Source organism: Nocardia sp. NPDC004604 (genome assembly GCF_040609795.1).
GTDB lineage: Bacteria > Actinomycetota > Actinomycetes > Mycobacteriales > Mycobacteriaceae > Nocardia.
The window spans coordinates 114,131-135,707 of record NZ_JBEXLC010000001.1; the positions used below are offsets into that span (position 1 = coordinate 114,131).

The window sequence follows — 21,577 nt, forward strand, 5'->3', positions numbered from 1 at the left end:
GGGGCGCTTCGTGGCCGCCATAGCCGGATCGGCGCGCGGGTGCTGGTCGACGGACCGTGCACGCTATCGGTCATCAGGCCCACATACATTCGTGGATCGCAACGCAACCGCAATCCGGCTGGAAGCATGGCTGCGGGAGAGGATTTTTCGCTCCGCCCGAGCGATGTCAACGGTGCTGCGCTACCCGCTGCGGACTTGCCTCATGAGACGAAAGGTACTCGGGCAGAGGGGGGTTCGGGCAGGGGCCGTTGCGGGGTTGCTGATGTCCGACGTGCGACACTCGTGACGATGCTCACCTACTTTCAAGCGACGGTTATCGGTGCGGTGCAGGGGATCACCGAACTGTTTCCCATCTCGAGCCTCGGGCACACGGTGCTGCTCGTCGCGTGGCTCGGCGGTGATTGGATGCAGTTGGCCAGCCAAGGCGGCGAGTCCGCCACGCACACACCGTATCTGGCATTCGTCGTCGCACTGCATGTGGCGACGGCGGTGGCGCTGCTCGGCTATTACCGGCGTGATTGGTGTGCCATTGTCGCGGGTTTCATCACGACTTTGCGGACCAGGCGGCTCGACACCATTCCGCAGCGGCTGGCGTGGCTGATCGTGATCGCCACCGTCCCGGTCGGTGTGCTCGGGCCGTTGCTGGACCATCCGCTGCACGCGCTGTTCGCTGCGCCGATCTACGCGAGCATCTTTCTGACGCTGAACGGCGTCGTGCTGTTCGTCGGCGAGGGGTTGCGCCGCCGCAACGAACCGACACTCGCGGAATACGGGCGTCGGTTCGCCCTACGGAGCCAGCACGGCGGCGTGCTCACCGCCGAAGCGGAAACGCGCCGCCAATCCGATCGACCACTGGCCGCACTCGGTTTCGGTGATGCCGTCGGTATCGGCTTCGCCCAGGTCGGCGCGCTGCTGGCCGGATTCAGCCGCGCGGGTCTGACGATGGTCGGCGGTTTGTGGCGTGGTCTCGAACATGAGCACGCGGCGAAATTCGCCTTCTTGCTGGCCACTCCGGCGATCCTGGGCGCGGGGTTGCTGGAAATGCCGGAACTGTTCGGGCCGCAGACCATTGGCATCCGGGGACCAGTGCTCGTCGGTGCCATCGCATCCGGAGTGTCGTCGTGGCTGGCGGTGCGGTTCCTGGAGCGGTACTTCCGAACGCACAGACTGCTGCCGTTCGCGTTGTACTGCGTTGTCGTCGGGACACTTTCGATCATCCGATTCAGCTGACGCTCTGCTGGTGCGACCCTTCGGCGGTGCACGGTCCCGCGGGCGATCGCCGGTAAAGGCCGTGGCAGCCCCGGTCAACAGTGATCGGCGCGATTGATGCCATTCCAAACCTTCGTCGGTAGTCGTTCCCCGCGGGAACTGCGGGTGGCAGCGGACATCGGATGTCACGGGAGTGCGAATCCGCCTACCGGACAATAGTGTCCGGTAGGTTTCGTAATCTGCGGGAAACCGCGGTGGGCGTCAAGAGGGGGGATCGCCGCTGTGCTATATCTGCACCACGGGTCCGGTCGCGGGCTGCTGCGCATCGGCGGGAAGGGTCGGGATGGATAAGCCAATCGATGAAATCGAGCTGGAGACCATGCTGCTCGGACGGCGGATGAACCCGAGCACCTCCCGCAGGCGCGAGGGTGCCCATATCGACCGCTACAGCTCCTATGTGCTGCTGAGCCGTATCGCGGTCGAGGGCCCGATGTCGGTCGGCCAACTCAGCGACGCCTTTGGCCTCGACTCGTCCACCGTGCACCGCCAGACGAACGCCATGCTCAGTGACGGACTCGTCGAACGCATCCCGGACCCCGAGGGCGGCATGGCCCGAAAATTCCGCATTACCGACGAGGGGCAGCACCGACTCGAACTGGAACGCACCGCCAATATCGAGGGCCTCGGTGAGGTGCTCGCCGACTGGACCCCCGAGGAAGTCGCCGGATTCGCGGCCTATCTGCGCCGCTTCAACGCTGATATCGAGCGACTGGAGGGCCGCGCATGGCCTCGATCCGCACCCTCCGAGCGTTGATCGACGGGGGGAGGCTCGCCCTACCCGGCCACAGCCGGGTTCACCTGCATACCCCGTCCTTCCGCCGGACCTGAAGTCCACCTCCGTGGCGTTCCCCCCGCTGGCATCAATGGTCATGTCCAGCAATGACTTTCGCTCAGTTGCGGAAGAGGTCCGGGAGGGGTGGTCGCCATCGCCGTAGTGGGACAGGTCGTCAACTCCGGCGCCGCATGTTCGCGTCGATGAAATAGTTGCCGGGGAGCTGATCTGCGGGGCGGGAACGATTTCGACGGCGGCGTCGGCCATGATCTCCAGGCCACGTGCGGCGGCCGGCTGGTTCGCGTCGTCCTGGAGACCGGTGACCGTCGAGGTCGCGATGTAGGTCTGCGGCCATAGGGAGCTGAAGGCGATTCCGGCATGCTCCGGCCCGGCCGAGGGACAGCAGTGTCGGTCGGCCGATAGCCACGACACCGATGATCTGGAAGTGAGCGAGGAGGTCTGCTGCCGGAACCCTCGCTGCGGCTGATCGCCGACATTATCGAGTTCTGCGCCGCGGAGGTGTCGCGGTTCAACGCGATCTCGGTGGCGGGCGCGCACTTTCGCGATGCGGGCGCGAACGCGGTACAGGGGATGTCGGCTCGGTGCTATCGGATGGTTTATGCGGGGTCCGGGGCAATCGTGATCACGGCGGCGGCTCGGTCGAGTGCTGCGGGGACGGTTCCGCCGAGGTGGGTGACATCGGGTGTGATGACCGCATCGGCGGCCGTTGTGCGGACCGTCGTGATGAGCCGGGCCATCGGGTCGTCCATGCTGCCATTGCAGGTCACGGTCTTGGCGAGGGTGTAGCCGAGGCGTCCCGCCAGGCTGCGGATCTGGATCTCATCCCAGGCCTGGCGGGTGCCGGATACATCGCTGCGCAGGTATCCGATCGCGGTGCGGAAGAGTTTCATGATCAGCTGGCCTTGATCGGCGGGTGGTGATGCGTGCGGTCATTGCCGTAGTACCAGGAATTCATGGTCACTTCAGTGGTTGTGTCCACTCAGCGGGACAACTTCGCCGATCTGGGCGTCGAGCCCTGTATGCGGATCCGGGTCTCGGCCTCGCGGGTCAGCTCCCTGGTGCTGCCGAGTAGCCCGTCGAGGACGCGGGCGCGGCGTCCCGCCGCCAGCGACATCGGATATCTGACGGCAATACGGCGCAGCGGCAAGTCGGGGTGCCACGACCGTGTCACCAGGTACATGAAGCCCTGTTCGGCCAGGTAACGGCCCGCGATCACTGTTCTTGTTCGGTTGCCAGCGTCAGGTAGCGGTGCAGTGATGTCTTCGGGATGCTGGTCTTGCTCGTGATTTCGCCGAGGCTGTTTCCTATTCACGGAGCAGCCGTGCGTAGGCGATCTTGTCGTCGGGCCAGGAGGTGGGTCGGCCGATGTGACGACCCTTGGATTCGGCGACGGCGCGGGCGCCGCCCGCTCACGCTCACGGCGATCCTCCATGGCCACGCCGTTTATATCAAGGCTAGAAGATCTAGCATTGCTATTGACTGTGCTGACACGAGGGGTTAGCGTTGCTAGCAATTGGCAGCTGAGAGGAGTTTCGACATGGTCTTGGACCTCATCACTCGTTCCGCCGCCCTGATCGCGGTGCTGGGTACCGCGGTGGTCTACGGCACCGACGTGTTTTGCGCGGTCGTGCTGCGACCGGCCTTGGCTTTGGTCGACGACAATGCCCTGGTCGCGGTGACGGGAAGCGTGCATCGCTACGGCGACCGGCGCATGCCGGTGCCCTGGGTGCTCGGGTTTTTCGCCGCCGCGGTAAGCGGGGTGTCGGCCGGTGTCACCGCACACTGGACTCGAGCGATCGCGGTGGGCGCCGCGCTGGTCCTGCTGTTGGTCTGGCTTGTGCTCTACACACAGGTAAGTGCACCGATCAACCGACAGCTGACAGCGGCCGCCGACGCCAACCAGCCGCTACCGAACGGGCGTGCGCTGCAAGCAAAGTGGGATTCGATCATCGGCGCCCGCGCGATGCTACAGGCTCTAGCACTGGCCGCCCTATGTGTGGCGCTGATGATCTGACACGCCCACACCAGCCGATATCAACCGAAGGAGCACAGCATTATGTTTCAGCTCAGGATCTACACCCTGCGATCGCCCGAAGCTCTCCAGCAATACGCGACGGTTCACTGGGCCCGCCACCTGACAACCTTCCAGACATTCGGGGTCACCACCCATGGTGTATGGACCGAGCGAAGCGACGGCGCGAATCGAGTCGTCGCGCTGATCCGTTACCCGCCCGGCGCCGAGCCCGAACAACTCACCCGGCATATCATGGCCAGCCCCCAATTCGCCGCCGATATGGCGGGCTTCGATCCCAACGAGATCATCGACGTTCAAGCGGTACTGCTCGACCCGACATCCTTCTCGCCGATTCACTGATAACACCCCAGGGGTGCTCGACATGACCACCGCCATCGCATACACGCTCGCCGGACTCATCGGTGCGGGCATCATATTCATCGGCGCACGCTTTATCGTCGCGCCGCGCGTCGCGGCCGCCGGCTACGGCGTGCAACCAGATCTCAGCCAAAAAGCCGCCGGCGCCTACTTGAGCGTCAAGGGCGTTCGCGACATCGCGTCGGGGTTGATCGTCTTGACTCTGATGGCCGCAGGTGCCGCGCACCCGCTTGGCTGGATGATGCTGGCCGCCACCATCATTCCGCTCGGCGACGCGGCCATCGTGCTCGGCCACGGCGGCCCCAAGTCAATCGCCTATGGGGTCCACGGCCTCACCGCCGCCGTCATGCTCATCACTTCTGCGCTCCTACTCATTTCCTAGGGAGCAAGACCCGACGTTGATCCCGTGAAGATCATCCTCGGGATGGTGCGCCCGCTTTCACACCGCCACACCGAGGCTCACCCACAGGTTTCGATCATTGCTCCCCATATTTCCTTGATCAGCTGATCGGTCGCCCGAACCTCGGCATTGCGCCCGAGTCGGACGGTGCGCTTCGGTCGAGCCCCGCTCCCATCGGCTTGATCGTCTCGTCATCGATAACGAAGCCGGCCGCTGGCAATCGGTCGCGGCCAGGGGCGGCCATCGATCTGCTCGATGCTGCTGTTGAAGCGCCGGAGGTAGTCGGCGAATGCGGTCACGTCGTGGGGTGTCCAGTCGCGCATGACGCGTTCGAGGCCGCTGATGATGGCAGCGCGTTCGGCCTCGAGTCGATGCTCGCCCTCCGCAGTGGTGCGGAACTTGCGCGCCATACCGCCATCGGGGTCGGGAATGCGTTCGACCAGTCGGTCGCGCAGCAGTGCGGCGATCTGGCGGCTGAGGGTGGACGCGTCCAGGTGCAGGGCGTCGCTGAGCTGCCTGATGGACCGCGGGCCGTCGATCGCCAGCCGACTCAGCAGCACGTAGGCGCTGCGTTCGAGCATTCCGTGCGCGCGGCGGCGTGAGCTCAGCTGATACCTGCTCAGCAGCATGGTTTCGAATTCGACCAGGTGTACGGGCTTATCCATGCCGTCCTTCCGTTGATCCGCCGCGCTGCGGGAGGTGCGGGCCGGAATTGCGCCGAAGATGTGCATCACACATACTCTTTGTATTATGCAATTGGCATGCATCATACATATTGATTGTATGGTGCAAATCGATTCGAGATCGAGGGAGATTCGCGTGGACAAGCTCGACTCCGCCCGCCCGGGCGGCATCCTGGCGGTGTTGGCGACCGCCGGTATCGTCGCGTCACTGACGCAGACGCTGGTGGTACCACTGCTCGGACAGCTGCCGCAGCTGCTGAACACCACGGCGTCCAATGCCACCTGGGTGGTCACCGTGACCCTGCTCGTCGGCGCAGTGACCACACCGGTAGCCGGGCGGCTCGGCGATATGTACGGCAAGCGCCGCATCCTGCTGGCCTCGACGGTGCCGCTGGTCATCGGTTCGGCGGTGTGCGCGACCGCGACCTCGCTCGCGCCGATAATCATCGGCCGCGGCCTGCAGGGCATGGGCGTCGGTATCGTGCCGCTCGGTATCAGCGCGCTGAGAGACCTACTGCCGCCGGAGCGGCTCGGTTCGGCCATTGCCTTGATCAGTTCATCGCTGGGGATCGGGGCGGCTCTCGGTCTGCCGGTGTCGGCCGCCGTTATCCAGTACAGCAATTGGCATGTGTTGTTCTGGGGCACGGCCGTGCTGGCCGCGGTCGTCGGCACCTTGATCTTCGTGCTGATTCCGGACACTTCGCCCGCCGCCGCTGCGGGACGCTTCGACGTACTGGGCGCGATCGGGCTCGGCACCGGACTGGTCTGCCTCCTGCTCGCGGTATCGAAGGGCGCGGCGTGGGGCTGGACCAGCGGCAGCATCCTCGGACTCTTCGCTGCCGCGGTTGTGGTGCTCGCGATCTGGGGCTGGTGGGAGTTGCGCAGCTCGGATCCGCTCGTCGATCTGCGCGTGACGGCACGTCCGCAGGTGCTGCTGACCAATGCCGCATCGGTCGTCATCGCGATGGCCATGTACGCGCAGGCATTGCTCGTGCCCCAGTTGCTGCAGCTGCCCGCGGCCACCGGCTACGGTCTCGGCCAGTCGATGATGGCGATGGGTCTGTGGATGGCGCCGTCCGGTCTGACGATGATGGTGATCTCGCCCCTCGGTGCGAAGTTGTCGGCGGCGCGCGGCCCCAAGGTCACCTTGGTCACGGGTGGCCTCATCATCGCGCTCGGCTACGGAATTTCGATGGCGCTCATGGGCTCTGCGTGGGGTCTGCTGGTGGTGACCCTGGTGATCAGCACCGGCGTCGGATTCGCCTATGGCGCAATGCCCGCCCTGATCATGGGCGCGGTGCCGGTCTCGGAGACCGCTGCGGCCAATAGCTTCAATACGCTCATGCGCTCGGTCGGTACCTCGGTGGCGGCGGCGGTGATCGGTGCGGTGCTGGCGCAAATGACCATCACTATGGGCACCCACGCCATTCCGACCGAGAACGGTTTCCGCGTCGGCCTGCTGATCGGCTGCGGCGTGGCCCTGCTCGGCGCGGCGGTCGCACTGACCATTCCGGTCCGGCGTGCGGCGGTCGCGGACCGGATCGTCGACGAGCCGAAGGTCGCTTCTCGGGTCTGAGACCCGATCGCCGATCGCCAACTCCCGGGGGATTCGATATCGGCGCGATGCTGCGCAACGAGATGACCATCTTTGCCTCCCAGGGATATCCGACCGAGATCTTCGAAGTCACCCCCGTAATCGCCGAGCATACGGAACTTTTCGCGCGCTTGATCAGCCACCGAGTGCCGTTCGCCGACGTGCACAAGGCATTCGAGCTGACCCTGACCCCGGGGGCGGCAGAGAAGGTCGTCGTCACCTACGACTGATCGCATCCGGGAGTTGCGCTCGGTGCCTCCTGTTCAACTGCGGCGGTCGCCGAGTGTCGCGGCTCAGCCCGCCGACCGGCCGCTGTCGAGGGGCGGGTCATACCTGCTCGCCGTGTCTGCGAGCTATGCGTCGGCATTGCCCGCCGTCGCGGGAGCGGCGCCGTTCGGTGCGATAACGTTGCAACGATGACAGCCTCGGGTCGCGCGAACAGGGGGCCGAAGGCTGCGGCCGGCAATCGGGCAGCTCTCATTCGGGCGGCGCGGGAAGTATTCGCGGAGAACGGTTTCGATGCCACGCTGAGTTCCATCGCGCGCACCGCCGGGGTCGGCCAGGGTGTGCTGTATCGGCATTTTCCGACCAGGGAGAGCCTGGCACTCGCGGTATTCGAGGAGAATATCGCCGAGGTCGAAGAGCTCGCGGCGGATCCGTCGACCACCGTCGACGATGTCCTGGCGGTCATTGTCGAGCAGATCACCAACTCGGCCGCATTCGTGGCGATCATCAATCCCTCCGGAACCGACGATCCGCGCGTTGGCGAGGTGGCCGCGCGTCTGATGAGTCTCGTCGCGGGCAAACTGGAGGATCCGGCCCAGCGCGGTTCATTGCGCGCGGACGTCACTGCGGCGGACGTATTCATGGCCGTGGCGATGCTGGCTGCGATTCTGCTGAAGACCGACGGGCGGTCGAAACGGCAAATGGCGCAACAGGCTTGGGCGCTGTTGGAGCGCGGGCTGACTCGGTGATGTGGGTGCGTCGCCCGGCGTTCGCGCTGTCGTTCACTGCGTCGCCGTGATCGGCTGACTCTGCGACCGGCCTCGGGGCTGGGAACTACTTGGTAAACTGTGACTTGGGTCACAGTTTGGTAGCAGTTCGTCCCACTAGCACAATATAGCTTTCCATACGCTTTGCGAAGTCTTTACTATTGCGCCTGGCCTTCACGACACCGGGTCATTGCTCGACGAAGTCGCTCTATGCGGGCGCATGAGGCACTCAGCGTTCTCGCTCCACCAGCTCCGCCCGCCGCTCGTTTTCGATGCCAGTACATGTTCGACCGAAGAACCGATCGGCTCCACGCCGTTTCGGCGAAGGAGAATAATGTCCACCGACACCGATTCCGCACCGCGGACGTCGCCGCTTCGCGCAAGTCTTCCAGCAAGTCTCGCCGCCGTCGGCCGTCATGATGTCCCCGCCTCGGTTGTGGTTTTCCTTGTCGCACTACCACTTTCGCTAGGTATCGCAGTCGCCTCCGGCGCCCCGGTAGCCGCCGGCCTCATTGCCGCCGTCGTCGGCGGTGTCGTCGCCGGACTACTAGGTGGTTCGGCAGTGCAGGTCAGCGGGCCGACAGCTAGCCTGACCGTCGTCGTCGCCGAGAGCGTGCACCAATTCGGCTGGGCCGCTACCTGTTTCATCACCGTTGGCGCGGGCTTACTACAGATTCTGTTCGGGCTCAGCCGCGTTGCCCGCGGCGCGCTCGCCATCGCGCCGGTGGTGATTCACGCAATGCTCGCCGGTATCGGCGTCATCATCGCGCTGCAACAGGTCCATATCCTGCTCGGTGGCAATTCGCTCAGCTCGTCGTTCGCCAGCCTTACCCAGCTGCCACACCAGTTGATGTCGGTACATCGCGGTGATCTGTTCGTCGGCATGGTGGTGATCGTCATCCTGATCGCCTGGAAGTTCGTCCCGCGCCCGATCCGGCTGGTGCCGGGGCCGCTCGTCGCGGTGGTGGTCGCCACGATTCTGTCGCTGGTGCTACCGACCCATGTCGAGCGCATCGTGCTGAGCGGATCGCTGGCCGACTCCATCGGTCTGCCCGAGATCCCGTCCGGCAGTTGGCTCGCCGTCGCGATGACCATGGTGACGATCGCGCTCATCGCCAGTGTGGAGACCCTGCTCTCGGCGGTGGCGGTGGATAAAGCGCGACCCGGCAATCGAACCAATTTCGATCGCGAACTGATCGGGCAGGGATCGGCGAATGTGGTGTCGGGCCTGCTCGGCGGCCTGCCGATCGCGGCCGTCATCGTCCGCAGCATTACCAATGCCCACGCGGGCGCGCAGGGCAGGGCCGCGACGGTGCTGCACGGCGTGTGGATCCTGTTATTCGCGGTCGCGCTGGCCGGGCTGGTGCAGCAGATTCCCAAGGCGGCGCTGGCCGGGCTGCTCATTCTGATCGGCGTGCAGTTGGTGAAACTGGCCCATATCCGATTGGCCCGGCGCACCGGCGACCTGTTCGTTTATGTGGCAACGGTGCTCGGCGTCGTATTCCTGAACCTGCTGGAAGGCATGGTGATCGGGCTGGTACTGGCCTTCGCCCTGCTGCTGTGGCGGGTGGTGCGGGTGACGATCACTGCCGAACCGGTGGCCAGTGCGCGGCGCTGGGTGGTCACCATCGACGGCACCTGCACCTTCCTGGCGCTGCCCAAGCTGACCGCGGAGCTCACCAAGGTCCCCTCCGGCGTGGATGTGACCATCGAGATGACCGTCGACTTCCTCGACCACGCCTCCTATGAGCTGATCACCGACTGGGCCGGTCAACGCGAAGCCGCCGGCGGCACTGTCGATTTCGTCGAGATCGGCAGCGCGCGGATGGCGACCGCCGTGGCGGGGCCGCCGGAGCGTGGGCGCTCGCGGCAGGTTCTCGACGAGGTCATCGGGCCGTGGCGGCGCACGGGCAATTCGGCGGATCGGATTGCCGCGGGTATCGCCGCCTATCACCGCGGTCACGCCCATCTGATGCGTCCGCATCTGCATGGGTTGCGCAATCGACCCGACGCCGACACGTTCTTCCTGACCTGCGCCGATGCCCGCATCGTGCCGAATGTCATCACCAATAGCGGGCCGGGGGATCTGTTCACCGTCCGCAATGTGGGCAACCTGGTCCCGGTCGGAGGCAGTGATGTCTCGGTGGAGGCCGCGCTGATCTACGCGCTGGAGAAGCTGGACGTGCGGGCGGTGGTGGTCTGCGGACACTCCGGTTGTGGGGCGATGGACGCACTGCATCGCGAGGTCCGTACCGGGCCGGGACTCGGCGATTGGCTCGCCTACGCGCGTCCCAGCCTGGACCGGTTCCGGCTCGGCCATCCGGTCGCCGATGCCGCGGCATTCGCCGGATTCGGGCCGGTCGACCAGCTCGGCATGGTGAATGTGGCGCTGCAACTGGAGCGCCTGCACGCCCATCCCGCGGTGCGGCGCGGGATCGAGGATCGCGGTGTCGCGGTATCCGGACTGTTCTTCGATCTCGCAACTGCCCGGGTGATCGAGGTGACCATGGACGGTATCGCCGAATTCGACGATGAGGTGAGCGTCGCTGCCCTGGACGAGTTGGCCGATGTGCGCGGTATTGCCGCGGAGCCCGTCCAGCGCCGGGCGCGCCGTCGAGCCGGGCCGAATGATCCTGCCCGGCAAGCGAACTCGGCACGATTATGACTCACATCATGCTGATCCGGCGGTATGGATTCGGGCACTCTCCGGCAATTTCTCAGGCTTTGCTAAGTCTTTACTAATAACCTTGATTCGATTTACATCTCGACCCATTGCCGTGTCGGGAACTGCTTCACCGCGAGATGCCGGTTCGCGGTCTATGCCCTGCTGGACATGTTGATCGTCAACCGACCTCGGCGTTCGCGCCGAGTCGGCGAAGGAGAAGTCAATGGCTATTGATAGTGCCGTAGCCGCGCCGCCGATACCGCCCACCGAGCTGGGCAAGGGGCATCGCAATTCCGAACCGCTCTCGGATCGTCTGACATCGATCCTGCGCCACGATCTGCCCGCCTCGATCGTGGTCTTCCTGGTCGCGTTGCCGCTGTCCCTCGGCATCGCGGTCGCCTCCGGCGCACCTGTTGCCGCCGGACTCATCGCCGCCGTCATCGGTGGCGTCGTCGCTGGCCTACTGGGTGGCTCGGTGCTGCAGGTCAGCGGACCGGCGGCTGGCCTCACCGTCGTTGTCGCCGAATCCATCAACCAATTCGGTTGGCGGATAACTACTTTCATTGTCGTCGCGGCCGGTGTGCTGCAAATTCTGTTCGGGCTCAGCCGGATTGCGCGTGCCGCATTGGCCGTCACACCGGTCGTGGTGCACGCGATGCTCGCCGGCATCGGCATAACCATTGCGCTGCAACAGATCCACGTACTATTGGGTGGGTCATCGCACAGTTCTGCCTGGACCAATGTCACCCAGTTGCCGTCGCAGCTGTTGTCGCTGCACGGCGATGACGCGATCATCGGTGTGGTGGTCATCGCGATCATGCTCGGCTGGCGCCGGATGCCTGCCAAGCTACAGGTCGTGCCGGGCCCGCTGGTCGCGGTTTTGGTCGGCACGGTGTTGTCGCTTGCGTTGCCGTTCGAGGCCGAGCGAATCGTATTGAACGGCTCGCTGTTCGACGCCATCGGATTGCCGCAGCTCCCCAGTGGTGACTGGTCCGCCGTGGCGTTGATGATCCTGACCATCGCGCTCATCGCCAGCGTTGAGAGCCTGTTGTCGGCGGTGGCCGTGGACAAGATGCACACCGGGAAGCGCACCAATTTCGACCGGGAGCTGATCGGCCAGGGCTCGGCGAATGTGCTCTCCGGTCTGCTCGGCGGTCTGCCGGTCACCGGCGTGATCGTGCGCAGCGCCACCAATGTGCAGGCCGGTGCGAGCAGCCGCGCTTCGGCGGTGTTGCACGGCTGCTGGATTCTGCTGTTCTCGGTCGCGCTGGCCGGGCTGGTGCAGCAGATTCCGAAGTCCGCGCTCGCCGGTCTGCTGATCGTCATCGGCATCCAGCTGGTCAAGCTGGCCCACATCAAGTTGGCCAAGCGCACCGGCGATCTGTTCATCTACGCGGTTACCGTGGTCGCTGTGGTCTTCCTGAATCTGCTGGAAGGCGTGATCATCGGTCTGGCACTGGCCTTCGGGCTGCTTTTGTGGCGCGTGGTGCGGGTTGCCGTGGCGGCCGAGCAGATTCCCGGTTCGCAACGCTGGCTGCTGACCATCGACGGTTCCTGCACCTTCCTGGCGCTGCCGAAACTGTCCACGGAGTTCGCGAAAGTGCCTGCGGGTGTGGATGTCACCGTCAAGATGACCGTCGACTTCCTCGACCACGCCGCCTTCGAGGCCATCGAGGATTGGGTCCGCCAGCAGGAAAGCGGCGGCGGCACAGTCGATTTCGTCGAAATCGGCAGCGCGCGGATGGCGCACGCGACCGCGGGCCCGCCCGCCCGCGGCTTCGGGCGCGCGGTGCTCGACGAGATCTTCGGCCCGTGGCGCGGCGACGATGCGAATGCCGACCGGGTCGCCTCGGGTGTTGCCGCCTACCACCGCAGCCACGCCCATGTCGTGCGTCCGCACCTGGACGAACTGCGGGACCGCCAGGATCCCGACACCTTCTTCCTGACGTGCGCAGACTCCCGGGTGGTGCCCAATGTCATCACCAATAGCGGGCCCGGTGACATGTTCACCGTCCGCAATGTGGGCAATCTGGTGCCGGTCAGCGGCGACGCGTCGGTCCAGGCCGCGCTCGTCTTCGCGCTCAACGAGTTGAATGTGCGGTCCATCGTGGTGTGCGGGCATTCGTCCTGCGGCGCGATGAAGGCACTGCACACCGAGACCGATACCGGTCCGGAAATCGGACCCTGGCTCGCTCATGCCCACCCGAGTCTGGAGCGGTTCCGGCTCGGACATCCGGTGGCGCGCTCGGCGGCGGCCGCCGGATTCGGCGAGGTCGACCAGCTGAGCATGGTCAATGTGGCCGTGCAGTTGGAAACCCTGCACCGCCATCCCGCGGTGCGCGCGGCCATCGCCGAGCGCGGTGTGACGGTATCGGGGCTCTTCTTCGATATCACCAGCGCGCGCGTCATCGAGGTCACTGTGGACGGGCTCGCCCATATCGACGACACCGGCGCGCGCAGCACGCCGGAACTCGTCTGAGTGGATGACATCGGACCCGCCCGATCTTTCGGGCGGGTCCAGTCGGGTCGCCGATCGGATCCGTTACGGGGCCGGTCGAGACCAGCGGGTCTGCCCGCGTCGCGCGCCATACCGGGCGGAGGTTCCGTCGGCCCGCTCGTACGCTGGTGGCGATGAGTATTGAGCTGGAATCCGGATCGACCGAGCACACCGGATGGCGCGCCTTCCGTGCCCGACTGGCCGGGCGACCTACGCTGAACCTCGCCTATCGGATCGGGGTCGCGGTGGTCGGCATCGCGGTGCTGGTCATCGGAATCGTGGCGATTCCCTATCCCGGCCCCGGCTGGGCGATCGTATTCGCCGGACTTGGCATTCTCGCCACCGAATTCGCCTGGGCCCGCCGGGCACTCGGCTGGCTGCGCGACAAGTATCGGCTGGGTATGGCGTGGTACTCCGCACGGGGCCCGGCCATGCGGGTGTTCGCGGCCGTCGCCACCTGCGCGCTGGTCATCGCGACACTATGGGTCTTGGGAACATTCGTATTGGTCGGCGGCTGGATCGGAGTCGAATCGCAGTGGTTGCACAGTCCCCTGACGTGGTGAATTCGGTTCCCGGGCGGAATCTGACCGAGCCGGAGTGGCTGTCCGCGCGGATCGCGGAAATGGGCCGCTCATGGGGCACCACCGAACCGCGCGTCTCGGGCACGCTGTGGTGGTGCATGGTGGCTTCCGCCCTCGTCGAACAGCTCGCACGCGCATACGCGACCGGGACGGGCGCACCGGGGCCGGTATTGGACCGGTTGGACTGTGAAGTCCGTCCCGATGGCGGCATAGAGCGAGTGCACATCCTGCCCGCCGCTGAATTCGAGGCCGAGCCGGCTGAACCGGATTCTACGGACGTGCCGCACGGCTCACCGGCCGTGGTTGCCGGGCCGCAGTGCGCAGCGGACGCTGCCGCGCTGAACCGTACGTGTGCGAATGCGCTGCGGGAGACCCTGGCCGCGGTGATCGGGCCCGTCGCGGCGGTATCCGGCGCGGGGGTGCCGTCGCTGTGGGCGATTGCCGCCGACGCGATCGGCAATCGCGCGCTCGATGCGGGGAATCCAGACGCGGGGACCCAGCTTGCCAGTGAGGTGGGGGGCAAGCTGCCGGTGCCACGGTTCGTCGAGATCGGCGGGCGCAGCTTTGTGCGCCGAATCTCCTGCTGTCTGGTCTTCGAGGTGCCCGGCTGCGAGATGTGCACCAGCTGCCCGAAAAGGCCCGCCGCCGAACGCACGGCGCTGCTCACCGAGCTCGCCGCCGAGAGCTGATCGCGCTGCCCCTCCGGTTCGTGTCCGGATGGCGGGAGTGCCGCGTCGAACCGGTCGGCGAATGTCACGTTCGGGTCTCGCGGATCCGGACCGGCCCATTCGCGACGCGGCGAGCCCGGTCCATCGACGCGGCGCCGCTCGGGTGCCGATAGCATGGTCGCGCCGGAGCAAATTCGCCTCCGACGATGAGCCGTGGGCAACCGCCCGCACCAGCGCGGGAACCCGCCCGCCAGGAACGCCAAGGAGTCTCTCGCCGTGACCACCTCAGCACCTATCAGCCCTGTCGCCCTCGTCCGGGTGCCCGCAGGGACGACGGCGGGTGCCGCGGTGCGCGAGGCGGGGCTGCCGACCAAGGGGCCCGACACCATCGTCGTCGTGCGCGATGCCGAGGGACTGAAGGATTTGTCCTGGACCCCGGAGACCGATGTCGAGGTCGAGGCAGTCGCCGCGAATACCGAGGACGGCCGCAGCGTGATCCGGCATTCGGCCGCGCATGTGCTGGCCCAGGCCGTACAGCAGGAGTTTCCGGAGGCCAAGCTCGGCATCGGCCCGCCCATCAAGGACGGCTTCTACTACGACTTCCAGGTGGACCAGCCGTTCACGCCCGAGGATCTGGCCAAGCTGGAATCCCGGATGAAGAAGATCGTCAAAGGCGCGCAGCGCTTTTCACGCCGCGTGGTCGAGGTCGAGGACGCGCGCGTCGAACTGGCCAAGGAGCCGTTCAAACTCGAGCTGATCAGCGATAAGTCGGGCATCGACGATCCGGAGGTCATGGAGGTCGGCGGCAAAGAGCTGACCATCTACGACAACCTGGATCCGCGCACCGGTGTGAAGGTCTGGGGCGATCTGTGCCGCGGCCCGCACATTCCGACCACCAAGTTCATTCCCGCGTTCAAGCTCACCCGCAGCTCCGCGGCCTACTGGCGCGGTGACCAGAACCGCGAGGATCTGCAGCGCATCTACGGCACCGCCTGGGAGTCGCAGGAGGCCCTCGAAGAGCATCTGCACCTGCTCGAGGAGGCAGAGCGCCGCGACCACCGCAAGCTCGGCCTGGAACTGGACCTGTTCAGCTTCCCCGACGAACTCGGCTCCGGGCTGCCGGTGTTCCACCCCAAGGGGGGCATCATCCGCAAGGAGCTCGAAGAGTACTCGCGCCGCCGCCATGTGGACGCGGGCTACGAGTTCGTCAACACCCCGCACATCACCAAGGGCCACCTGTTCGAGGTCTCGGGTCACCTCGATTGGTACCGGGACGGCATGTTCCCGGCCATGCACCTGGACGCCGAACTCAATGAGGACGGCACCGTCCGCAAGCCCGGCCAGGACTACTACGTCAAGCCGATGAACTGCCCGATGCACAACCTGATCTTCCGGTCCCGCGGCCGGTCGTACCGGGAGCTGCCGCTGCGGATGTTCGAATTCGGCTCGGTCTACCGCTACGAGAAGTCCGGCGTCGTGCACGGCCTGACTCGGGTGCGCGGCATGACCCAGGACGACGCGCACATCTACTGCACCAAGGAGCAGATGCACGCCGAGCTGACCAGCACACTGCAGTTCGTGCTCGGCCTGCTCGCCGACTACGGCCTCGACGACTTCTACCTCGAGCTGTCCACCAAGGACCCGAAGAAGTTCGTCGGCTCGGAGGAGACCTGGGACGAGGCCACCGCAACCCTCGCCGAGGTGGCCGAGGCCTCCGGACTCGAGCTGGTGCCGGATCCGGGCGGCGCCGCGTTCTACGGCCCGAAGATCTCCGTGCAGACCAAGGACGCGCTGGGCCGCACCTGGCAGATGTCGACCATCCAGCTCGACTTCAACCTGCCCGAGCGCTTCAACCTGGAATACACCGCCTCCGACGGCACCAAGCAGCGGCCGGTCATGATCCACCGCGCGCTGTTCGGTTCGATCGAACGCTTCTTCGGTGTGCTCACCGAGCACTACGCCGGTGCCTTCCCCGCCTGGCTCTCGCCGGTTCAGGTTGTCGGCATTCCGGTCGCGGAAGCCTTTGCGCCGCACCTGGATTCGGTGATCGAACAGCTGCGGGGCGCGGGCATCCGGGCCCAGGTCGACCGCAGCGACGACCGGATGCAGAAGAAGATCTTCAACAACACCGCCCAGAAGATCCCGTTCATGCTGCTCGCCGGTGAGCGCGATGTGAACGCGGGTGCGGTCAGCTTCCGCTTCCGCGACGGTACCCAGGTCAACGGTGTGCCGGTCGAGGCGGCAGTGGCCACCATTGTCGAATGGATCGCGAACCGGGAGAACGCTTCGCCGACCGCCGAGGGTTTTGTGGTGAAGGGCGGCGCATGAGTGAGTGGACCGCGCCCGGGTTCGCGGAGGTGAACGCGGACTCGGACGAGCAGGGGAGCATCGTGGATACCGGGGCCGGTCAGCCGGATCGGTTGCAGCGGTTGTGGACTCCGTACCGGATGTCCTATATCGCCGAGGCCGCCAGTCCGAAAGACGCGACGGGCCATCCGTTCACCGATATCCCGAAGATGTCGGATGAGGACGGTCTGGTCATCGCGCGCGGCGAGCACGTCTACGCCGTGCTCAATCTCTATCCGTACAACCCCGGGCACATGATGGTGGTGCCCTACCGCAAGGTGGCCAACCTCGAGGACCTCACGCTGGAGGAAAGCGCCGAGCTGATGGCCTTCACCCAGCAGGCGATCCGGGTGATGAAGCGGGTATCGCGGCCGCACGGATTCAATGTCGGCCTGAATCTCGGTGCGGTGGCCGGTGGTTCACTTGCCGACCATCTGCATCAGCACATCGTGCCGCGCTGGGGTGGGGACGCCAATTTCATTACCGTCGTCGGCGGGGTGAAGGTGATGCCGCAGTTGCTGCGGGAAACTCGGGCGCTGCTCTCGGCGGCGTGGAAGGAAGTCGAGTAGGGTGCTCAGCTTCTTCGGCCGCGAGACGTTCTCCAAAGCGACTGCGCCGCTGGGCAGAGCGCTTGTCCGTACCGGACTCACCCCGGATGCGGTGACGGTGATCGGCACCGTCGCCTCGATTACGGCCGCGGTCACCCTGTTCCCGACCGGACATCTGTTCTGGGGAACCATGGTGATCTGGCTGTTCGTCATGTTCGACATGCTCGACGGCGCGATGGCCAGAGCGCGCGGCGGCGGCACGAAATATGGAGCGGTACTGGATGCCACCTGCGATCGGGTCGCCGACGGCGCGATTTTCGCCGGGCTGGCCTGGTGGGCGGTGTATCACGAGAACAGTAAGCCGCTGTTCTTCGCGACCCTGGTGGTTCTGGTTACCTCCCAGGTGATTTCGTATGCGAAGGCGCGTGCCGAGGCGAGTGGACTCTCCGCGGACGGTGGGCTGATCGAGCGGCCGGATCGGCTGATCATCGTATTGGTCGGCGCCGGACTCACCGGTATCGGCGGCTATTGGGGGATCGGCTGGCTGACCTGGGCCGTGCATGTGGCGATGTGGATACTGGCGGTGCTGAGCATCGTCACGGTATTCCAGCGGGTGCTGGCGGTCCGGAACTCGCCGGGCGCGCGGGATGTGATCCCGCCCGCGCAACCACAGAATCCCGCGGATGCGACGGAGTTGCCCTCGTGAGTTCCCAGCTCGATTCGCCGGAGGAGTCCTCGCGGTCCGTTGGCGAGCCCGATCATCGACTCGGCGAGAGCCGGGATGCGCACGGCGGCCTTGGATCTCGGATCACCGCCCGACTGACGGACTGGGCCTATGCGGCGGGTTGGCGCGTCGTGCGTACCCTGCCCGAATCGACGGCCCGGCGGGCATTCGACTGGGGTGGCAACCGAGCCGCGGACAAGGCGAATCGCGCATTCCGCGCCGGTGGCGCACCGAACCAGTTGCGGCGCAATCTCGCCCGCGTGCTGCGCGTGACTCCGGCCGAGGTGCCCGACGACCTCATTCGCGCGAGTATGCGCTCCTACGCCCGCTATTGGCGTGAGGCATTCCGGCTCCCGACGATGGATCACTCAGTACTGACCGGTTCACCCCTCGAGGGTGTGGAGAATCTGGATGCCGCACTCGCGCAGGGCCGCGGTGTGGTCTTGGCGCTGCCGCACTCCGGGAACTGGGATGCGGCCGGGGTCTGGTTGGTCAACCACAACGGCACCTTGGCCACCGTCGCGGAACGGCTGCGGCCGGAGTCGCTGTTCGAGCGGTTCGTCGCCTATCGGAAGAGCCTGGGCTTCGAGGTGTTCCCGCTGACCGGCGGTGAGCAGCCACCGTTCGCCGCACTGGCCGCGCGCCTGCGCGAGAACAAGGCCATCTGCCTGATGGGGGAGCGGGACCTGACCGGAAAGGGCGTTCCGGTGACCATGTACGGCGAGCGCACCTGGCTGCCCGCTGGCGCGGCGAAGCTGGCCATCGAGACCGGCGCCGCGCTGATCCCGGCGCACCTCTGGTTCACCGTCGACGCCGACGGCCGTGAGGGCTGGGGGATGAAGACCGAAGCGCCGCTGGATGTTTCGGGCGGTGTCGCCGCGGCCACCCAGGCATTGGCCGACCGGTTCGCGGCCAATATCGCCGAGCATCCCGCCGATTGGCATATGTTGCAGCCACAATGGGAGCAGGACCTTTCGGCGCAGCGGCGCGCCAGGATCGCCGCGGCGCAGGCCGGGATCGATAGCGCCACAGGGGAGACGACACCATGAAAATCGGCATGGTCTGCCCCTATTCATTCGATGTCCCCGGCGGGGTGCAGGCCCATGTCGTGGAATTGGCGCGGGTGTTCATCGAACGCGGCCACAAGGTGAGCGTGCTCGCGCCCGCGTCGGAGGACACGCCGCTGCCGGATTTCGTGGTGTCGGCCGGTCGCGCGGTGGCGATTCCGTACAACGGTTCGGTTGCCCGGCTGTCTTTCGGCCCCATGGCCTACACCAGAATTCGTCGCTGGATCGATGGCAACGACTTCGACGTTCTGCATATCCACGAACCGAACGCGCCGAGCCTGTCCATGCTCGCGCTGAAGATCGCCGAGGGGCCGATCGTGGCCACCTTCCACACCTCGACCACCAAATCACTGGTGCTCAGTACCTTTCAGGGTGTGCTGCGGCCCTACCACGAGAAGATCAGCGGCCGCATCGCCGTCTCCGAGCTGGCGCGGCGCTGGCAGGTGGAGGCCTTGGGCTCGGACGCGGTGGAGATTCCCAATGGCGTCGATGTGCCCGCCTTCGCCCGGGCCCCGATGCTGCCCGGTTATCCGCGAGCGGGCGGAACTGTACTGTTCCTCGGCCGCTACGACGAACCGCGCAAGGGCATGGACGTGCTGCTCGGCGCGCTGCCCGCATTGGTGCGCAAGCATCCGGATATCGAGATCCTGATCGTCGGCCGTGGTGACGAGGACCGGTTGCGCCGCGAGGCCGGGCCGCTCGCTCGGCATCTGCGCTTCCTCGGCCAGGTTTCCGACGAGGACAAGGCCTCGGCCATGCGCAGCGCGGATGTCTACGTCGCGCCCAATCTCGGCGGTGAGAGCTTCGGCATCATCCTCATCGAGGCGATGGCCGCCGGAACCGCCGTGGTGGCGAGCGAATTGGACGCCTTCCGTCGGGTGCTGCGCGACGGCACCGCGGGAATGCTTGTGCCGGTGGGCAATTCGGAACGTCTCGCCAATGCGATCGACACTCTGCTCACCGATGACGTTCGCCGTGAGGCCCTGGTCCGCACCGCCGATCAGGTGGTCGGCGAATACGACTGGCCGGTGGTCGCCGAACAGATCCTGCGGGTGTACGAGACGGTAACCATCGGCGACACGCGGGTCCGGGCCGCCGGATGAATACCGCCGCTTGCGGCAAATGACCTCAGGGTAAGGGCTCCGAGATGATTACTTTCTCCGCGACGACGGTTCTCGTTCTCGCGCTGATCGCGGCGGTGATCATCGCGATCGGTCTATGGGCGGCCTCGACCGCCAACCGGCTCGACCGGCTGCACGTGCGCTCGGACCAGTCATGGCAGGCATTGGACTCGGCGCTGGCCCGGCGGGCGGTGGTGGCCAGGTCGATCGCCGTAGCGATCGCGGGGCCGACCGCTGAGTCGGCGCTGTCCGAGCAGTCGAAGCGCCTTGCCGCGCTCGCGGATCGCGCGGAGCGGGCGGGACGCGCCGATCGTGAGACCGTGGAAAACCAACTCTCCGCAGCGCTTTCGGCGGTCGATATCGCGCAGTTGCGTCCGCAGCAGGTGGCCGAACTGGCCGACGCCGAGGCCCGCGTCCTGATCGCGCGTCGCTTTCACAATGATGCCGTTCGTGACACCCTCGCCCTGCGCACCCGTCGTCCGGTGCGCATCCTGCACCTCGGCGGTACCGCGCCACTGCCGACCTACTTCGAGATCAGTGAGCGCGCCACTCCGGCCGCCGCGACGGGTCTGGCTGTCGACACCGTCCGCACCTCCGCACGCGTGGTGCTGCTCGACGAACAGGACCGGGTGCTGCTGATGCGCGGCAACGATCCCAAGGCCCCCGACGTCTCCTTCTGGTTCACCATCGGCGGCGGCGTCGAACCGGGGGAGACCCTGCGCAGCGCCGCGGTGCGGGAACTGTGGGAGGAGACCGGATACACCGCCGATCCGGCGAATCTGCGCGGGCCGCTCTGGCGACGGGTCGCGGTATTCCCCTTCGACGGCGAACTCATCCGCGCCGAGGAACTGTTCTTCGCACTGCGCGTATCGGCCTACGATCCGAAGCCGGGCAATTTGACCGCCGTCGAGCGCCGCAGCATCACCGCCAATAAGTGGTGCACGGGTGCCGATATCGTCGGGCTGGACCACACCGGTGAAACCGTCTACCCCTACCACCTTGACCAACTGCTCCCCGAGGCCGCGGCGGCCGCATCCGGTGACTCCGATCCCGAGGTCCGCTCCATCCGCTGAGGGCGGTGGCGATCCACCTGCGTGGCCGCATCTTTCACCTGTGATGTGTTTCACGATCGTGATAGCGTCGCGACTGGATTGATGCCGCCTGGGTAGTGCTTACGGGAAAGTGCTGCTCGGAATCCGGTGGTGATTCCACTGCAGTGAGATGTCCGTTGGTGCGT

At 66.0% G+C, this 21,577-nt stretch carries 21 protein-coding genes and 1 pseudogene; 19 read left to right on the forward strand and 3 right to left on the reverse strand.

Annotated elements, in window-relative coordinates:
• The first annotated feature begins 282 nt into the window (after positions 1 to 282).
• From ABZW16_RS00575 to ABZW16_RS00585, 3 genes and pseudogenes are all read left to right on the forward strand, one after another.
• The gene (locus ABZW16_RS00575; protein ID WP_354950645.1) at positions 283 to 1,230 is read left to right on the forward strand and encodes an undecaprenyl-diphosphate phosphatase; all 948 of its coding nucleotides are present in this window, start codon (positions 283 to 285) and stop codon (positions 1,228 to 1,230) included.
• Positions 1,231 to 1,552: 322 nt separating this feature from the next.
• Complete coding sequence (locus ABZW16_RS00580) at positions 1,553 to 2,023, forward strand: MarR family transcriptional regulator (RefSeq protein WP_354950646.1); 471 nt, start codon at positions 1,553 to 1,555, stop codon at positions 2,021 to 2,023.
• Between the two features lie 483 nt (positions 2,024 to 2,506).
• Positions 2,507 to 2,638, forward strand: a pseudogene (locus ABZW16_RS00585) (methylmalonyl-CoA mutase family protein); the annotation flags it as partial.
• A 20-nt stretch (positions 2,639 to 2,658) separates the two neighbouring features.
• On the opposite strand, the gene ABZW16_RS00590 reads toward ABZW16_RS00585, so the two are convergent.
• A complete protein-coding gene (locus ABZW16_RS00590; protein ID WP_354950648.1) occupies positions 2,659 to 2,952 on the reverse strand; it encodes a hypothetical protein in 294 nt (97 codons plus the stop codon).
• An 89-nt stretch (positions 2,953 to 3,041) separates the two neighbouring features.
• Positions 3,042 to 3,278 carry a hypothetical protein gene (locus tag ABZW16_RS00595; protein WP_354950650.1) on the reverse strand — a complete coding sequence of 79 codons (237 nt, stop codon included), beginning with the start codon at positions 3,276 to 3,278 and terminating at the stop codon, positions 3,042 to 3,044.
• Between the two features lie 321 nt (positions 3,279 to 3,599).
• On the opposite strand from ABZW16_RS00595, the gene ABZW16_RS00600 reads away from it, so the two are divergent.
• The 3 genes from ABZW16_RS00600 to ABZW16_RS00610 are packed head-to-tail and all read left to right on the forward strand — an operon-like array spanning position 3,600 to position 4,836.
• A complete protein-coding gene (locus ABZW16_RS00600; RefSeq protein WP_354950652.1) occupies positions 3,600 to 4,076 on the forward strand; it encodes a DUF1772 domain-containing protein in 477 nt (158 codons plus the stop codon).
• Positions 4,077 to 4,118: 42 nt separating this feature from the next.
• Positions 4,119 to 4,436, forward strand: a complete 318-nt coding sequence (locus ABZW16_RS00605; RefSeq protein WP_354950654.1) for an NIPSNAP family protein — start codon at positions 4,119 to 4,121, stop codon at positions 4,434 to 4,436.
• Positions 4,437 to 4,458: 22 nt separating this feature from the next.
• The gene (locus ABZW16_RS00610; RefSeq protein ID WP_354950656.1) at positions 4,459 to 4,836 is read left to right on the forward strand and encodes a DUF4267 domain-containing protein; all 378 of its coding nucleotides are present in this window, start codon (positions 4,459 to 4,461) and stop codon (positions 4,834 to 4,836) included.
• 209 nt (positions 4,837 to 5,045) lie between these two features.
• Here the strand turns inward: ABZW16_RS00610 and ABZW16_RS00615 are convergent, their stop codons facing one another.
• Positions 5,046 to 5,519 (reverse strand): MarR family transcriptional regulator, encoded by a 474-nt coding sequence (locus ABZW16_RS00615; RefSeq protein ID WP_354950897.1) that lies wholly within the window; start codon positions 5,517 to 5,519, stop codon positions 5,046 to 5,048.
• A gap of 118 nt (positions 5,520 to 5,637) precedes the next feature.
• On the opposite strand from ABZW16_RS00615, the gene ABZW16_RS00620 reads away from it, so the two are divergent.
• The 13 genes from ABZW16_RS00620 to ABZW16_RS00680 all read left to right on the forward strand — a co-directional run bounded on the left by ABZW16_RS00620 (position 5,638) and on the right by ABZW16_RS00680 (position 21,413).
• Positions 5,638 to 7,113, forward strand: coding sequence for an MFS transporter (locus tag ABZW16_RS00620; protein WP_354950657.1), 1,476 nt, complete (start codon positions 5,638 to 5,640; stop codon positions 7,111 to 7,113).
• 47 nt (positions 7,114 to 7,160) lie between these two features.
• Positions 7,161 to 7,361 (forward strand): hypothetical protein, encoded by a 201-nt coding sequence (locus tag ABZW16_RS00625; protein WP_354950659.1) that lies wholly within the window; start codon positions 7,161 to 7,163, stop codon positions 7,359 to 7,361.
• A 186-nt stretch (positions 7,362 to 7,547) separates the two neighbouring features.
• Positions 7,548 to 8,105 (forward strand): helix-turn-helix domain-containing protein, encoded by a 558-nt coding sequence (locus tag ABZW16_RS00630; RefSeq protein ID WP_354950661.1) that lies wholly within the window; start codon positions 7,548 to 7,550, stop codon positions 8,103 to 8,105.
• A gap of 352 nt (positions 8,106 to 8,457) precedes the next feature.
• Positions 8,458 to 10,788, forward strand: coding sequence for a bifunctional SulP family inorganic anion transporter/carbonic anhydrase (locus ABZW16_RS00635; RefSeq protein ID WP_354950663.1), 2,331 nt, complete (start codon positions 8,458 to 8,460; stop codon positions 10,786 to 10,788).
• Positions 10,789 to 11,011: 223 nt separating this feature from the next.
• Complete coding sequence (locus tag ABZW16_RS00640) at positions 11,012 to 13,267, forward strand: bifunctional SulP family inorganic anion transporter/carbonic anhydrase (RefSeq protein WP_354950665.1); 2,256 nt, start codon at positions 11,012 to 11,014, stop codon at positions 13,265 to 13,267.
• Positions 13,268 to 13,419: 152 nt separating this feature from the next.
• Positions 13,420 to 13,848: a TIGR02611 family protein gene (locus ABZW16_RS00645; RefSeq protein ID WP_354950667.1), complete on the forward strand. Its 429-nt coding sequence runs from the start codon at positions 13,420 to 13,422 to the stop codon at positions 13,846 to 13,848.
• On the forward strand, positions 13,845 to 14,555 hold the full coding sequence (locus ABZW16_RS00650; protein WP_354950669.1) for a (2Fe-2S)-binding protein: 711 nt from the start codon (positions 13,845 to 13,847) through the stop codon (positions 14,553 to 14,555). Before ABZW16_RS00645 ends, ABZW16_RS00650 begins: the two co-directional genes overlap by 4 nt.
• A gap of 255 nt (positions 14,556 to 14,810) precedes the next feature.
• Positions 14,811 to 16,862, forward strand: a complete 2,052-nt coding sequence (gene thrS / locus ABZW16_RS00655; RefSeq protein WP_354950671.1) for a threonine--tRNA ligase — start codon at positions 14,811 to 14,813, stop codon at positions 16,860 to 16,862.
• Positions 16,859 to 17,449: an HIT domain-containing protein gene (locus tag ABZW16_RS00660; RefSeq protein WP_354950673.1), complete on the forward strand. Its 591-nt coding sequence runs from the start codon at positions 16,859 to 16,861 to the stop codon at positions 17,447 to 17,449. The genes thrS and ABZW16_RS00660 overlap by 4 nt, the downstream gene beginning before the upstream one ends.
• A gap of 1 nt (position 17,450) precedes the next feature.
• Positions 17,451 to 18,134 (forward strand): phosphatidylinositol phosphate synthase, encoded by a 684-nt coding sequence (gene pgsA / locus ABZW16_RS00665; RefSeq protein ID WP_354950674.1) that lies wholly within the window; start codon positions 17,451 to 17,453, stop codon positions 18,132 to 18,134.
• A 101-nt stretch (positions 18,135 to 18,235) separates the two neighbouring features.
• Positions 18,236 to 19,201 (forward strand): phosphatidylinositol mannoside acyltransferase, encoded by a 966-nt coding sequence (locus ABZW16_RS00670; protein ID WP_354950899.1) that lies wholly within the window; start codon positions 18,236 to 18,238, stop codon positions 19,199 to 19,201.
• The gene (locus ABZW16_RS00675; RefSeq protein ID WP_354950676.1) at positions 19,198 to 20,322 is read left to right on the forward strand and encodes a glycosyltransferase family 4 protein; all 1,125 of its coding nucleotides are present in this window, start codon (positions 19,198 to 19,200) and stop codon (positions 20,320 to 20,322) included. The genes ABZW16_RS00670 and ABZW16_RS00675 overlap by 4 nt, the downstream gene beginning before the upstream one ends.
• A gap of 47 nt (positions 20,323 to 20,369) precedes the next feature.
• A complete protein-coding gene (locus tag ABZW16_RS00680; RefSeq protein ID WP_354950901.1) occupies positions 20,370 to 21,413 on the forward strand; it encodes an NUDIX domain-containing protein in 1,044 nt (347 codons plus the stop codon).
• The last annotated feature ends 164 nt before the right edge of the window (positions 21,414 to 21,577 follow it).

Excerpts from the sequence above, each read along its gene's own strand:
- ABZW16_RS00620 (WP_354950657.1), top strand. The coding sequence starts at position 5,638 with ATGGTGCAAATCGATTCGAGATCGAGGGAGATTCGCGTGGACAAGCTC.
- ABZW16_RS00580 (WP_354950646.1), top strand. The coding sequence starts at position 1,553 with ATGGATAAGCCAATCGATGAAATCGAGCTGGAGACCATGCTGCTCGGA.
- ABZW16_RS00635 (WP_354950663.1), top strand. The coding sequence starts at position 8,458 with ATGTCCACCGACACCGATTCCGCACCGCGGACGTCGCCGCTTCGCGCA.
- ABZW16_RS00645 (WP_354950667.1), top strand. The coding sequence starts at position 13,420 with ATGAGTATTGAGCTGGAATCCGGATCGACCGAGCACACCGGATGGCGC.
- ABZW16_RS00625 (WP_354950659.1), top strand. The coding sequence starts at position 7,161 with ATGCTGCGCAACGAGATGACCATCTTTGCCTCCCAGGGATATCCGACC.
- ABZW16_RS00630 (WP_354950661.1), top strand. The coding sequence starts at position 7,548 with ATGACAGCCTCGGGTCGCGCGAACAGGGGGCCGAAGGCTGCGGCCGGC.
- ABZW16_RS00605 (WP_354950654.1), top strand. The coding sequence starts at position 4,119 with ATGTTTCAGCTCAGGATCTACACCCTGCGATCGCCCGAAGCTCTCCAG.
- ABZW16_RS00610 (WP_354950656.1), top strand. The coding sequence starts at position 4,459 with ATGACCACCGCCATCGCATACACGCTCGCCGGACTCATCGGTGCGGGC.
- ABZW16_RS00600 (WP_354950652.1), top strand. The coding sequence starts at position 3,600 with ATGGTCTTGGACCTCATCACTCGTTCCGCCGCCCTGATCGCGGTGCTG.
- ABZW16_RS00640 (WP_354950665.1), top strand. The coding sequence starts at position 11,012 with ATGGCTATTGATAGTGCCGTAGCCGCGCCGCCGATACCGCCCACCGAG.
- ABZW16_RS00675 (WP_354950676.1), top strand. The coding sequence starts at position 19,198 with ATGAAAATCGGCATGGTCTGCCCCTATTCATTCGATGTCCCCGGCGGG.
- ABZW16_RS00590 (WP_354950648.1), bottom strand. The coding sequence starts at position 2,952 with ATGAAACTCTTCCGCACCGCGATCGGATACCTGCGCAGCGATGTATCC.
- ABZW16_RS00615 (WP_354950897.1), bottom strand. The coding sequence starts at position 5,519 with ATGGATAAGCCCGTACACCTGGTCGAATTCGAAACCATGCTGCTGAGC.
- ABZW16_RS00660 (WP_354950673.1), top strand. The coding sequence starts at position 16,859 with ATGAGTGAGTGGACCGCGCCCGGGTTCGCGGAGGTGAACGCGGACTCG.